The organism is Caballeronia sp. LZ035 (assembly GCF_031451175.1).
Lineage (GTDB): Bacteria > Pseudomonadota > Gammaproteobacteria > Burkholderiales > Burkholderiaceae > Caballeronia.
On sequence record NZ_JARUXS010000002.1, the window covers coordinates 773,610 to 785,988 of the forward strand.

The following is a 12,379-nucleotide window of genomic DNA, read 5'->3' on the forward strand; positions in this document are numbered from 1 at the left end:
CATACATGATCAAAAGCCAGCGATGGTTCGTCGTCGGCCTGCTGTTTCTCGCGGGCGTCATCAACTATCTGGATCGCGCGGCGCTGTCGATTGCCGCGCCGCTGATCCAGAAAGACCTGCATTTCACGCATGCGCAGATGGGCGTGGTGTTCAGCAGCTTCTTTGTCGGCTATGCGCTGTTCAATTTCGTCGGCGGCGTGTTGTCGGACAAGATCGGCGCGAAGAAAGTCTTCGGCGGCGCAATGGGCATCTGGTCGCTGTTCTGCGGCGCGACCGCGCTCGCGAGCAGTCTTGCCTCGCTGATCGTACTGCGCGTGTTGTTCGGGATGGGTGAAGGGCCCTTCAGTTCATCGAACAGCAAGATGATCAACAACTGGTTTCCGCGTCGCGAAGTGGCGAGCGCCATCGGTGTGCTTAACTCGGGCACGCCGTTGGGCGGCGCGCTTGCGGGTCCGATCGTCGGTTATATGGCGGTGCAGTTCGGCTGGCGCTGGGCGTTCGTCATCATCATGCTGATCGGCTTTGCGTGGCTCGTGTTGTGGGCCCTCACGACGACCGAGCATCCGCAACAGAACCGGCGCGTGACGAAGGACGAGCTCGAGCTGATCGTCGCGGGGCAGACCCTTGGTGAATCGAAGGAGCAGGCCGGGCAGGGCGGTGCGCGTCTGGGCTTCTACCTGCGCCAGCCGATCATTCTCGCCACCGCGTTCGCGTTCTTCTCGTATAACTACGTGCTGTTCTTCTTCCTCTCATGGTTCCCGACGTATCTGACCGAAGCGCATCACATGTCCCTGCGCGACATGAGCATCGCGACGGTGATTCCATGGCTGCTCGGCAGCATCGGGCTCGCGGCGGGCGGCTTCATTACGGACGCGATCTTGCGCGTCACAGGCAAGCCGCTGCTGGCGCGGCGCATCGTGCTGTCGGTGTGTCTGGGCATGGCGGCGTTGTGCGTCGGCTTTGCGGGCCGCGTGCAGACCACGCAGGGAGCCGTCGCGCTGATGTCGGTGACGATCTTCTTTCTGTATGTCACCGGATCGGTTTATTGGGCCGTGATCCAGGACACCGTGCGGCGCGAGCGTGTGGGAAGCGTAAGCGGCTTCGTGCACTTTCTCGCCAATCTCGCCGGCGTGATCGGGCCGGCGGTGACGGGCTTCATCGTCGAAGCGGCGCATGGCGCCTATGGCGCGGCATTCGTGCTTGCAGGCGGTATTGCGGTGCTCGGCGCACTGTGTGCGTTCGTCTTCATCCGCGAGCCGAGAAAGCAGGCGAGCCGCGAGGCGCAAACCCGTACGGCGTAACGCCGCGAAGCGCGATCATGCGCCTGAAATGGCAATGAAACATAGTAGTATGGCGGCAAGGCACACCCTTCCCACCGCATCGAAAACATGAAAGCCTCGAAATCCGACGACACGATGTCCCCCCGCGCCGGCAGCGCCGAACATGCAGCTCCGGCGCGCAAACGCGGGCGTCGCCGGCTGGGCGCAGGAGACGCGGAGGCGGTCATGCTGCCTGACCTGCGCGCGCACGTGTCGGTGGATTCGCCCGAGCCCATTACGCGGCAGATCTATCGCGCGCTGCGTCAGGCGATTTTCGTGGGTGAGATGATGCCCGGCACGCCGCTGTCGGAGAAAGAGGTCTCCGACATGTTTCATGTCTCGCGCCAGCCGGTGCGCGAGGCGTTCATCAAGCTGGTGGAAGCGGGCGTGCTTCAGGTGCTGCCGCAACGTGGCACGTTCGTGAAGCGTATTTCACCGAGGCGCGTGCGCGAAGGGCGCTTCATTCGCGAGGCGATTGAAACCGCGGTCGCGCGCAAGGCCGCTGTACATATCACCGACGAACAGATCAAGTTGTTGGCCAACAATCTGCGCGATCAGAAGGTCGCAGCCAAGGCAAATGACACGGCCGCTTTTCTGGCGCTCGATGAAGCGTTCCATTTCACGATTGCGCAGACGATCGATTGCGGCGCCGCGTGGGAGACGATTCAGGACATCAAGGCGCAGATGGATCGCGTGCGTTATCTGAGTCTGCCGGACGATTCGCCACTGGATCATCTGATCAGGCAGCATGCGAAGATTTTTGCTGCGTTGCGGTCGCACGATCCGGATGCCGCCGAGCATGCCATGCGCGCGCATCTGAGGGAGATTCTGGTGACGCTCGGGCCTATTGCGGCGCGGAATCCGAACTGGTTCGAGGCGGATGAGCGGGAGACGGTGCCGCTGTCGGAGTAGGGATGAGTGAGTGGAGTTTGCGTGCTGCAGGAACGGACGTATGGTCGTTCTGGGAAACGGCGGCGGCATGCGACGAATCTTCGGCGGGCGCAGTCTTGAAGACTCCAGCCGGATCAAGAAGCGGTGATTGCCGACGACGGTTGATGTAAGGCCTCACCAGCATCGTCTCGATGGCAGGCGAACGGACGCCTCCACGCAAGACGCGCCAGTCTTCGCCACCCGGGCGCGGATCGCCGGCCATGTCTACCAGCGCGAAAGTTTTGCCATCGATCGTCGATTGCCGTGTATTGCGGTGTTACGCCATTGCCTGTCATCTGGAGCGAGATGGTGTCGTCGTTCAACGTGTCGGCAACTGGAATATCGGACCCAGAGAAGGTCGGAAACTTTGGAAGTGTGAGCCCTGTCACCCTCTGAACAGAATGAGGGACGTCTGCGCCGGCGACTTCATGCAGGTCCGTCTGCGTACACACGACGCCTCGATTCGGTGACACCGTGCGGTGACTCAGCATCGATTGGCTCATCCCTTCGCCCAGGCGAACGCCCGCGAGTGCTGAGGACGATCGAAACAACCCGGTATTCTTGTCGGGAATACCCGCGACACGGTTATTGATTACCCCGGCGATTTTCAGGCGCATAGACTGGTCAGCATCGACAATGACCGGACAGCGCAATGATTCACCAGACTCGATCAGGCGTGGTTGAAGGCATGGCAACGCCGCGTGGCAGATTCCCTCATTTCGTTCGCGCGGGCGACCTGCTGTTCGTGTCGGGCACCAGTTCGCGGCGGCCCGACAATAGCTTCGCCGGCGCTTCGGTGGACGGCTCGGGCGTGACCGAAGTCGATATTCGCCAGCAGACACGTGCGGTGATCGAATACATCCGCGATATTCTTGCGGCGCAGGGCGCGACGCTGGCGAACGTCGTGGACATCACCGCGTTTCTCGTCAACATGAACGATTTCGGCGGCTACAACGAGGTCTACGCCGAGTATTTCGACGAGAACGGGCCGGCACGCACGACGGTCGCTGTCCATCAGTTGCCGCATCCCTTGCTGACCATCGAGATCAAGGCCGTCGCGTACGCGCCGCGCTGATCCGCACAAACAGGAGACGATGATGGTGCTGAATGGCAAACCGTTCAACTTCGCACGCTGGATCGACGAGCATGCTCATCTGCTCAAGCCCCCGGTCGGCAATTGCCAGGTCTGGCAAGACACCGACTTCATCGTGACAGTGGTGGGCGGCCCCAATCATCGAACCGACTTTCATGACGATCCGCACGAGGAGTTCTTCTATCAGCTTCGCGGCAACGCGTGGCTGAATCTGATCGTGGAGGGACGTCGGGAACGCGTCGAACTGCGCGAAGGCGATGTGTTTCTGATGCCGCCGCATGTGCGTCATTCGCCGCAACGTCCCGAAGAGAACAGCGCGTGCCTCGTCATCGAGCGTCAGCGCGCGACCGGTGTGATCGATGGATTCGAATGGTATTGCTCGAACTGCGACGCGCTGGTGCATCGCGCAGAGGTTCAATTGAAGGACATCGTCAAGGACCTCCCGCCACTCTTTGCCGCCTTCTACGAGTCGACCGAAAAGCGGACTTGCCCACATTGCGGGACGATGCATCCGGGCCGCGATGCGACCTGAGCGGTGCATGACGATCACCGAGGCCGGCGGCCGTTGCGGAATCACGGCTAAGATGCGGGTTCATTCCCTGCCTGGAGCGACGCCGCCATCATGCATCGTTTTCCGCTTAGCCAGATCGGCCTGAGTCGCAACCTCAAGCTCAGCCAGTTACTGGTCTTCGATCGCGTCATGGAGACCGGGTCCATCCGGCGCGCGGCGGACGACATGGGACTCACGCAGCCCGCCGTCACGAAGGTCGTTCAGGAACTCGAGTCCTCGTTCGAAGGCGCGCTGTTCGAACGCCACAATCGCGGTGTGATACCGACCGAGCTGGGCATCGTGGTCGGCCGCCGTGTGAAATCGCTGCTCGCGGAGTTCCGCCACATGAGCGAGGAACTCGACAGTTTTCGCTTCGGCACTGCCGGGCATGTGGTTGTCGGCACCCTCATTTCGGCCTCCGCGCATTTGCTGCCCATGGCGATCACGGCGCTCAAGGCACGCGCGCCGCGTCTGCTCGTCACGGTGCGGGAAGGCCCGACAGTCGAGCTTTTTCCCCTGCTCGCGACGGGCGAAGTGGATATCGTCGTCGGGCGTCTGCCCGAAAGCGATCTGCCCATTTCGGATGCGTTCGCACTCACTCATCACACGCTCTTCGAGGATTCACTGGCCGTCGTGGTCGGACGCGATCAGGCGATCGCGCGCGGAGCGATCACATCGTTGAGCGATATCGCCGACGCGCCGTGGATTCTGCCGACCATGGAGTCGCCGTTGCGTCAGTCGGTCGAGCGCATGTTTCGGCAGGCCGGCCTCGCACTGCCGACGGACATCATCGAATCGCTTTCCGTGCTGACCAATCTGGGCGTGCTGCTCGAAGCGCCGCGCGTCGCGGTGATGCCGCGTGTCGCCGCGATGCGTTTCGTGCGCGCCGGGTTGTTGCGCATGCTGGAGATTCCGGAGAGCGGTTCATTCGGCACGGTCGGTTATTCGGTGCGTTCGAACAAGGAAATGAGTCCGGCATGCGAGTCGTTCGTCGAATGTCTGCATGAAGTGACACGGGCATCCGCCTGATCTTCAACCTGCCGCGTGGGTATTCCGGTTCTTTATATCCACGTCGGAACTATTGATTTTTCAGCGCGCGGGCACGCTCCTACACTGGGTTCACGTCAACCAGTGAGCAGGAGCGAACATGACTTCCAATGCCCGCGCACCGAACGCCTTGCCGCGGCGGCTGCGCCATTTCATCGACGGCGAGTTCGTCGATGCAGAGGCCAGCTTCGCCAACGTGAGCCCGGTCGATGGCCGCGAACTGTCGCGGGTCGCCGAGGCAGACGCCGTCGCCGTCGATGCCGCCATCCAGGCCGCGCGCCGGGCGCAGCAAGGGCCGTGGCGTCGCATGAGGGCACCGGAGCGCGCCGACTGGCTGCAGCGCATTGCGGATGGCATCGAAGCGCGTTTCGACGACTTCGTTGCCGCCGAAGTCGCTGACACGGGCCGGCCGATCGCGCAGGCGCGCAGTCTCGATGTGACGCGCGGCATCGCCAATTTCCGGACCTTCGCCGATCTCGTGCGCACCGCGCCGGGCGAATTTTTCGAAACCTCCACGCCGGACGGCGACATGCTCAACTACGTCACGCGCAAGCCGCTCGGCGTGGTGGGCGTGATCTCGCCATGGAATCTGCCGCTGCTGCTGTTCACGTGGAAAGTGGCGCCTGCGCTCGCGATGGGCAATTGCGTCGTCGCCAAGCCATCGGAGGAAACGCCGACGTCGGCGACGCTGCTGGCCGAAGTCATGCGCGATATCGGCCTGCCGCCGGGCGTCTTCAACCTGATTCACGGGCACGGTGCAAACGCGGCGGGCGAGTGGCTCACGAAGCATCCCGGCGTCGATGCCATCACGTTCACGGGCGAATCGAAAACGGGCAGCGCGATCATGAAGGCCGTTGCGGATGGCGTGAAGAACGTGTCGTTCGAACTCGGCGGCAAGAATGCGGCCGTCGTGTTCGCCGATGCGGACTTCGATGCAGCCGTCGACGGCGTGCTCCGTTCGAGCTTCACCAACGCGGGACAGGTCTGCCTGTGTTCGGAGCGCGTCTATGTCGAGCGTCCGCTTTTCGAGCGCTTCGTCGCGGCGCTGAAGGCAAGGACCGAAGCGCTGCGGGTCGGCTCGCCCTATGAAGCGGGCACGACGACCGGGCCGCTGATTTCGCAAGGCCATCGTAACAAGGTGCTCGGCTATTTCCGGCTTGCCGTGGAAGAAGGCGCGACCGTCGTCACGGGCGGCGGCGTGCCGCGCTTCGGCAACGCCTGCGACGACGGCGCGTTCGTCGAACCGACGATCTGGACGGACCTGCCCGATGACGCGCGCTGTGTCACCGAGGAAATCTTCGGCCCGGTCTGCCATATCGCGCCTTTCGACGACGAAGACGAAGTCGTGCGGCGCGTGAACGACAGCGCGTACGGTCTGGCTGCATCGGTCTGGACGACCAGCCTGAGCCGCGCGCATCGCGTGGCGCCGCAGATCGAAACGGGCATCGTGTGGGTCAACGCGTGGTTCGTGCGCGATCTGCGCACGCCATTCGGCGGCGCGAAGCAATCGGGCTTCGGACGGGAGGGCGGCCGTCATTCGATGGACTTCTACTCCGAGCTCACCACTGTCTGCGTGAAGGTGGCGTGATGACGACATCGGCCGACACGCTTCATTCGATTGCCGATGCGCTGTGGGCGGCGCAATCGCACACGCCCTTCGTGGCCATACCGCCGGTACGCGAGGCGATCGGCGCGCTCGACGGCGATTCGGCCGCGAATGCCTATCGCGTGCAGCAGATCAACACGCAACGACACATCGACGCAGGCGCACGGCTCGTGGGCCGCAAGATCGGGTTGACATCGGCGTCGGTGCAGACGCAACTCGGCGTCGACCAGCCCGACTTCGGCATGCTGTTCGATCACATGGCCTACGGCGACGGCGAAGAGATTCCGTTTGCGCGGACGCAGCAGCCGAAGGTCGAAGCGGAAATCGCGCTGGTGCTGTCGCGCGACCTCGTGCACGAGCGCCACACGATCGCGGACATCATCGCCGCGACGGCTTATGCGCTGCCCGCCATCGAGGTGGTGGGAAGCCGTATCGCGCAATGGGACATTCGTTTCGCCGATACCGTCGCGGACAACGCATCGAGTGGCCTGTTCGTGCTCGGCAGCCGGCCGGTCACGCTCGATGCCTTCGATATCGCCGGCTGCGGAATGCTGATGGAGCGCGGCGGCGATCAGGTCAGCGCCGGCGCGGGTGCGGCGTGTCTCGGCAATCCGCTCAACGCGGCAGTCTGGCTTGCCGACAAGATGGTCGCGGTGGGCGCGCCGCTGCGTGCCGGCGACATCGTGATGACCGGCGCACTGGGTCCGATGTGCGCCGCGCATCCCGGCGACGTGTTCACGGCGCATATACAAGGCCTCGGCACGGTCCGGGCGCTGTTCTCCCGCCTCACGTGAAGCGGATGCGAAAGACGAACATGAATGGAGCGAGCATGAACGACGATACCCGACTCTCCGTGGCCGTGATCGGCTCGGGCAATATCGGCACGGATCTGATGATCAAGATCATGCGCCACAGCCGGCTTCTGAAGATGGCGGCGATGGTGGGCATCGATCCGCACTCGGACGGCCTCGCGCGCGCCGCGCGGCTTGGAGTCGCGACCACGCACGAAGGCGCCGAGGGCCTGACGCGGCTGCCCGTCTTCGACGACATCGATATCGTGTTCGATGCGACGTCGGCCGGGGCGCATGTGAAGAACGACGCCATGTTGCGCCGGCTGAAGCCGTCGCTGCGCATGATCGACCTGACGCCGGCGGCGATCGGCCCGTATTGCGTGCCGGTCGTGAATCTCGATGCTCACCTCGACACGCCCAACGTCAACATGGTGACGTGCGGCGGCCAGGCGACGATTCCGATTGTCGCGGCCGTGTCGCGCGTGGTGAAGGTCCGCTATGCGGAAATCGTGGCGTCGATCAGCAGCCGTTCGGCGGGACCGGGCACGCGCGCCAACATCGATGAATTTACCGAGACCACCTCGAAGGCAATCGAAACCGTCGGCGGCGCGGAGAAGGGCAAAGCCATCATCGTGCTGAATCCGGCGGAACCGCCGGTGATGATGCGGGATACCGTCTACACGCTCTCCGATCTCGCGGACCGCGAGAAGATCGAGCGGTCCATCGAAGAGACGGTGGCGCGCGTGAACGCGTACGTTCCCGGCTATCGGCTCAAGCAGCGCGTGCAGTTCGATGAGATTCCCGGCGGCGCGCCGCTGCACATTCCACGACTCGGCGACTTCAGCGGATTGAAGACGTCGGTGTTCATCGAAGTGGAAGGCGCCGCGCACTATCTGCCTGCGTATGCGGGCAATCTCGACATCATGACGTCCGCCGCGCTCGCCACGGCCGAGCGCATGGCGCAAGCGCGCCTGAGCCTGCAGGGAGCCTGAGAGCATGAGCACGAAACTCCATATTTCCGATGTGACCTTGCGCGACGGCAATCACGCCGTTCGTCACCAATACTCGATTCGCCAAGTGCAGGCCATCGCGCGCGCGCTCGACAGCGCCCGGGTTGACAGCATCGAAGTCGCGCATGGCGACGGCCTGCAGGGGTCGAGCTTCAACTACGGCTTTGGCGCGCACAGCGACCTCGAATGGATCGAAGCGGTCGCGGATGTCGTCACGCACGCGAAGATCGCCACGCTGCTGATTCCCGGGATCGGCACGCTGCACGATCTGAAGGCCGCGCATGACGCGGGCGCGCGGATCGTGCGCGTGGCCACGCATTGCACCGAAGCGGATATCTCGCAGCAGCATATCGAGTATGCGCGCGGCCTCGGCATGGACACGGTCGGCTTTCTGATGATGAGCCACATGACCACGCCCGACAACCTCGCTACCCAGGCGAAGAAAATGGAGCGCTACGGCGCGACCTGCGTTTATGTGGTCGATTCGGGCGGCGCGCTCAGCATGAACGACGTGCGCGAGCGCTTTCGCGCGTTCAGGCGCGTGCTCGAACCGGAAACGCAGACGGGCATGCACGCGCACCACAATCTGTCGCTCGGCGTTGCCAACTCGATCGTCGCCGTCGAGGAAGGATGCACGCGCATCGATGCCTCGCTCGCCGGGATGGGCGCGGGTGCGGGCAATGCGCCGCTCGAAGTGTTCATCGCTGCTGCCGAGCGGATGGGCTGGCATCACGGGACCGATCTCTACACGCTCATGGACGCCGCCGACGATTTCGTGCGCCCGCTCCAGGACCGTCCTGTACGGGTGGATCGGGAGACGCTCGCGCTCGGCTATGCGGGCGTGTATTCGAGCTTCCTGCGGCACGCAGAAGCCGCTGCGCATAAATACGGTCTGAAGACGGTGGACATTCTCGTCGAACTGGGCAGGCGCGGCATGGTCGGCGGTCAGGAAGACATGATCGTCGATGTCGCGCTCGACCTGCTGAATACAGAGGCAGCCCGGGCAGAGGTGACACGATGAACATCGACGATGCAGCGGCCTATCTGGACGACGCCGCCCGCGAAGTCCGCGCCGTGGAGCAGATGAGCACGCACACACCGTTCACCGTCGACGACGCCTATCGCATCCAGCGCGCCTCGATTGCACGGCGCGAAAAACGCAAGGAGCGCACGGTCGGCGTGAAGCTCGGCTTCACGAGCCGCGCCAAGATGATCCAGATGGGCGTGGACAGCCTCATCTGGGGCTGGCTGACGGATGCGATGCTAGAAGAAGAGGGCGCGCCTCTCGACCTCGAGCGCTTCATCCATCCGCGTGTGGAGCCGGAGGTGTGCTTTCTGACGAAGCGCGACATCGACGGGCCGCTCACCGCGCTCGAAGCACGTTCGTATCTCGAAGCCGTTGCACCCGCGATGGAAATCATCGACTCGCGCTACGAGGCGTTCAAGTTCACGCTCGAGGACGTGATTGCCGACAACTGTTCGAGCGCGGGCGTGGTGATCGGCGCATGGTCGACGCGCTTCGACGGACTGCGCAACGCGGGCGTGCGAATGCGCTTCGACGGACGCGACGTGCAAGTCGGATCGACCGGCGCGATTCTCGGCGACCCGTTGCGCTCGATCGTGCAGACCTCGCGTGTCGTACACGAAGCAGGGCTGGTCTTGCCTGCGGGATCGCTCGTCATGGCGGGCGCGGCCACCGCTGCACAAACGCTGACACCGGGACTGCACGTGCAGTGCGTGATCAGCGGACTCGGTCAGGCGGAATTCACCACGCGCGCGGCTCAAGCATGAATCGTTCGACACATCCCTCAGCAATCACCGGATATCCCACATCATGAGCTTGCGAATCGACATGCATTCCCATTTTTTTCCGCCCGTCACCCGCGAGGAAGCGGCGCGGCTCGACGCGCGGGAGGCGCCATGGCTCGCCATCGATGAGCGTGGAGAGAGCGGCATGATCATGAGCGGCGACCGTCCTTTCCGGCCCGTGACGCGCACATTGTGGGATCCGGCACGGCGTGTCGAAGAGATGGATGCGCTCGGTATCGACGTCCAGCTGATGTGCGCGACGCCGGTCATGTTCGGCTATCGCTATTCGCCGCAGGTAGCATTGCAATGGGCGCAGCGGATGAACGATCACGCGCTCGAGTTATGCGCATCCGCCCCCAGGCGCCTGATGACGCTCGCGCAGGTGCCGCTCCAGGATATCGACCTGGCTTGCGAGGAAGCATCGCGTGCATGCGCGGCGGGGCATCGCGGCGTGCAGATCGGCAATCACGTCGGCGCGAAGGATCTCGACGACGAAGGGTTGATCCGCTTTCTCACGCACTGCGCGCACGAAGGCATTCCGGTACTGGTGCATCCGTGGGACATGATGACCGACGGCCGCATGAAGAAATGGATGCTGCCATGGCTGGTCGCGATGCCGGCGGAGACTCAGTTGGGCATCCTCTCGCTGATTCTGTCCGGCGCTCTCGAGCGCATCCCGCGCACCTTGAAGCTGTGTTTCGCTCATGGCGGCGGCAGCTTCGCGTTCCTACTCGGACGGGTCGACAACGCATGGCGCGAGCGCGATATCGTGCGCGAGGATTGCCCGCGCTTGCCGTCGTCGTATGTCGACCGGTTTTCAGTGGACAGCGCGGTGTTCGATGAGGGCGCACTGAAACTGCTCGTCGACGTAATGGGCGAAGAACGCGTCTTGCTGGGCTCCGACTATCCGTATCCGCTCGGCGAGCAACGCATCGGGCGGCTGATCAGCGAGCATCCCGCGTTCGATGACACGGCGAAGCGCAGGATGCTCGGCGAAAACGCCGCGCATTTCTTCGGGCTGACGCCGTCATTCATGCAGGTCTAGCGCGTACAACACAGGAGAACACCATGCTGCCTTCAGGACCTCACAAGGCCGAACTATTGGAACGGGTGCACGAACTGTGCGACGACATTCGCGCGATGCCGCTCGATGCCACGCTCGAAGCACGCCTGAACAGCGCATACGGTGCGCGCACCGAACGCTACACGCGGCTTGCGCAATTGCTCAAGTCCGGTGTCGACGAAGGCTGGGCAGGTTACGCGACCGTCGACGGCACTGCATACCGGCGCGGCCGTATCGCGGAGCCGTCGTACGAGACAGCGGAGCTGAGCGTCGAGAGCGGCTTGCTGCGCGACGTAAAAGGCCAATACCACTGCCATACGAAAGGCGAGATCAACATGATCATCCCGCTCGAAGCCGGAGCGCAGTTTTGCGGACACGGTGCGGGCTGGCGCGTGTTCCCGCCGATGAGCGAGCACTTTCCGACCGTCACGGGCCGCGCGTTGATGATGTATTTCCTGCCCGGTGGCGAAATCGAATATCGCACGCCGCCTGCACCTTGAGCAGACCGGCATCTCTTTTACCTCTTTCCGGAGCTTGCATGAGCATCAGGATTCTTGCCATCTGCGGCAGTTCACGGCGCGAGTCGCTCAACCAGAAGTTGCTGGCCATGGCGGTACAAGGTGCGCGCGATGCGGGCGCCATCGTGACGTTCGCGCGCCTTGCCGACTTCGATCTCCCGATCTATGACGGCGACGTCGAGGCGGCACGCGGATTGCCCGATGGTGCATCGACGTTGCAGGCACTGGTCGATGCCCACGATGCATTGCTCATCGCCACGCCGGAATATAACGGCGGATACACGGCGTTGCTCAAGAATGCCATCGACTGGATCAGCCGTCCGCGCAGCGACGGTTCAGGCGGCATCGCGCTGCTGGCGGGCAAAGTGGCGGCGCTCGTTTCTGCTTCGCCCGGGCAACTCGGCGGCCTGCGCTCGCAAACGGCCATGCGCGCGGTGCTCGACAAGGTCGGCATGCTGGTGATCCCGCAAGCGTTCGCGTTGAGTGTTGCGCATGAAGCCTTCGATGCCGAAGGCCAAATGAAAGACCATCGCGCGGCGATGGCCGTGATGAGCGTGGGTGAGGCGTTGTATCGGACCGCGTCGCGCCTCGCGACTCGCGAAGTGCGAAGCGTCGAACCGTGAACATCCGAAGATTGATTAGA

General features: G+C 63.4%; 13 protein-coding genes. All 13 read left to right on the forward strand.

Annotation, left to right across the window (positions count from 1 at the left end):
- The first annotated feature begins 5 nt into the window (after positions 1-5).
- The 13 genes from QCE88_RS19085 (at position 6) to QCE88_RS19145 (ending at position 12,359) form a co-directional block, all read left to right on the forward strand.
- Positions 6-1,301, forward strand: a complete 1,296-nt coding sequence (locus QCE88_RS19085; protein ID WP_309904976.1) for an MFS transporter — start codon at positions 6-8, stop codon at positions 1,299-1,301.
- A 114-nt stretch (positions 1,302-1,415) separates the two neighbouring features.
- Positions 1,416-2,231, forward strand: coding sequence for a GntR family transcriptional regulator (locus QCE88_RS19090; protein ID WP_309906512.1), 816 nt, complete (start codon positions 1,416-1,418; stop codon positions 2,229-2,231).
- A 670-nt stretch (positions 2,232-2,901) separates the two neighbouring features.
- A complete protein-coding gene (locus tag QCE88_RS19095; RefSeq protein WP_309904977.1) occupies positions 2,902-3,324 on the forward strand; it encodes a RidA family protein in 423 nt (140 codons plus the stop codon).
- Positions 3,325-3,346: 22 nt separating this feature from the next.
- Positions 3,347-3,874, forward strand: a complete 528-nt coding sequence (locus tag QCE88_RS19100) for a 3-hydroxyanthranilate 3,4-dioxygenase (RefSeq protein ID WP_309906514.1) — start codon at positions 3,347-3,349, stop codon at positions 3,872-3,874.
- A gap of 90 nt (positions 3,875-3,964) precedes the next feature.
- Positions 3,965-4,921 carry a LysR family transcriptional regulator gene (locus QCE88_RS19105; protein WP_309904979.1) on the forward strand — a complete coding sequence of 319 codons (957 nt, stop codon included), beginning with the start codon at positions 3,965-3,967 and terminating at the stop codon, positions 4,919-4,921.
- Positions 4,922-5,039: 118 nt separating this feature from the next.
- Complete coding sequence (locus tag QCE88_RS19110) at positions 5,040-6,527, forward strand: 2-hydroxymuconic semialdehyde dehydrogenase (protein WP_309904981.1); 1,488 nt, start codon at positions 5,040-5,042, stop codon at positions 6,525-6,527.
- Positions 6,527-7,339 carry a fumarylacetoacetate hydrolase family protein gene (locus QCE88_RS19115; protein WP_309904983.1) on the forward strand — a complete coding sequence of 271 codons (813 nt, stop codon included), beginning with the start codon at positions 6,527-6,529 and terminating at the stop codon, positions 7,337-7,339. The genes QCE88_RS19110 and QCE88_RS19115 overlap by 1 nt, the downstream gene beginning before the upstream one ends.
- 35 nt (positions 7,340-7,374) lie before the next feature.
- Positions 7,375-8,328: an acetaldehyde dehydrogenase (acetylating) gene (locus QCE88_RS19120; protein WP_309904985.1), complete on the forward strand. Its 954-nt coding sequence runs from the start codon at positions 7,375-7,377 to the stop codon at positions 8,326-8,328.
- A gap of 4 nt (positions 8,329-8,332) precedes the next feature.
- Positions 8,333-9,367, forward strand: coding sequence for a 4-hydroxy-2-oxovalerate aldolase (gene dmpG, locus QCE88_RS19125; protein WP_309904988.1), 1,035 nt, complete (start codon positions 8,333-8,335; stop codon positions 9,365-9,367).
- On the forward strand, positions 9,364-10,137 hold the full coding sequence (locus tag QCE88_RS19130) for a fumarylacetoacetate hydrolase family protein (RefSeq protein ID WP_309904989.1): 774 nt from the start codon (positions 9,364-9,366) through the stop codon (positions 10,135-10,137). Before dmpG ends, QCE88_RS19130 begins: the two co-directional genes overlap by 4 nt.
- A 43-nt stretch (positions 10,138-10,180) precedes the next feature.
- Positions 10,181-11,200, forward strand: coding sequence for an amidohydrolase family protein (locus tag QCE88_RS19135; RefSeq protein ID WP_309904991.1), 1,020 nt, complete (start codon positions 10,181-10,183; stop codon positions 11,198-11,200).
- Between the two features lie 23 nt (positions 11,201-11,223).
- On the forward strand, positions 11,224-11,718 hold the full coding sequence (locus QCE88_RS19140) for a DUF4863 family protein (RefSeq protein WP_309904993.1): 495 nt from the start codon (positions 11,224-11,226) through the stop codon (positions 11,716-11,718).
- 38 nt (positions 11,719-11,756) lie between these two features.
- A complete protein-coding gene (locus QCE88_RS19145; protein WP_309904994.1) occupies positions 11,757-12,359 on the forward strand; it encodes an NAD(P)H-dependent oxidoreductase in 603 nt (200 codons plus the stop codon).
- Positions 12,360-12,379 lie beyond the last annotated feature (20 nt).

Excerpts from the sequence above, each read along its gene's own strand:
- QCE88_RS19085 (WP_309904976.1), top strand. The coding sequence starts at position 6 with ATGATCAAAAGCCAGCGATGGTTCGTCGTCGGCCTGCTGTTTCTCGCG.
- QCE88_RS19090 (WP_309906512.1), top strand. The coding sequence starts at position 1,416 with ATGTCCCCCCGCGCCGGCAGCGCCGAACATGCAGCTCCGGCGCGCAAA.
- QCE88_RS19095 (WP_309904977.1), top strand. The coding sequence starts at position 2,902 with ATGATTCACCAGACTCGATCAGGCGTGGTTGAAGGCATGGCAACGCCG.
- QCE88_RS19100 (WP_309906514.1), top strand. The coding sequence starts at position 3,347 with ATGGTGCTGAATGGCAAACCGTTCAACTTCGCACGCTGGATCGACGAG.
- QCE88_RS19105 (WP_309904979.1), top strand. The coding sequence starts at position 3,965 with ATGCATCGTTTTCCGCTTAGCCAGATCGGCCTGAGTCGCAACCTCAAG.
- QCE88_RS19110 (WP_309904981.1), top strand. The coding sequence starts at position 5,040 with ATGACTTCCAATGCCCGCGCACCGAACGCCTTGCCGCGGCGGCTGCGC.
- QCE88_RS19115 (WP_309904983.1), top strand. The coding sequence starts at position 6,527 with ATGACGACATCGGCCGACACGCTTCATTCGATTGCCGATGCGCTGTGG.
- QCE88_RS19120 (WP_309904985.1), top strand. The coding sequence starts at position 7,375 with ATGAACGACGATACCCGACTCTCCGTGGCCGTGATCGGCTCGGGCAAT.
- dmpG (WP_309904988.1), top strand. The coding sequence starts at position 8,333 with ATGAGCACGAAACTCCATATTTCCGATGTGACCTTGCGCGACGGCAAT.
- QCE88_RS19130 (WP_309904989.1), top strand. The coding sequence starts at position 9,364 with ATGAACATCGACGATGCAGCGGCCTATCTGGACGACGCCGCCCGCGAA.
- QCE88_RS19135 (WP_309904991.1), top strand. The coding sequence starts at position 10,181 with ATGAGCTTGCGAATCGACATGCATTCCCATTTTTTTCCGCCCGTCACC.
- QCE88_RS19140 (WP_309904993.1), top strand. The coding sequence starts at position 11,224 with ATGCTGCCTTCAGGACCTCACAAGGCCGAACTATTGGAACGGGTGCAC.
- QCE88_RS19145 (WP_309904994.1), top strand. The coding sequence starts at position 11,757 with ATGAGCATCAGGATTCTTGCCATCTGCGGCAGTTCACGGCGCGAGTCG.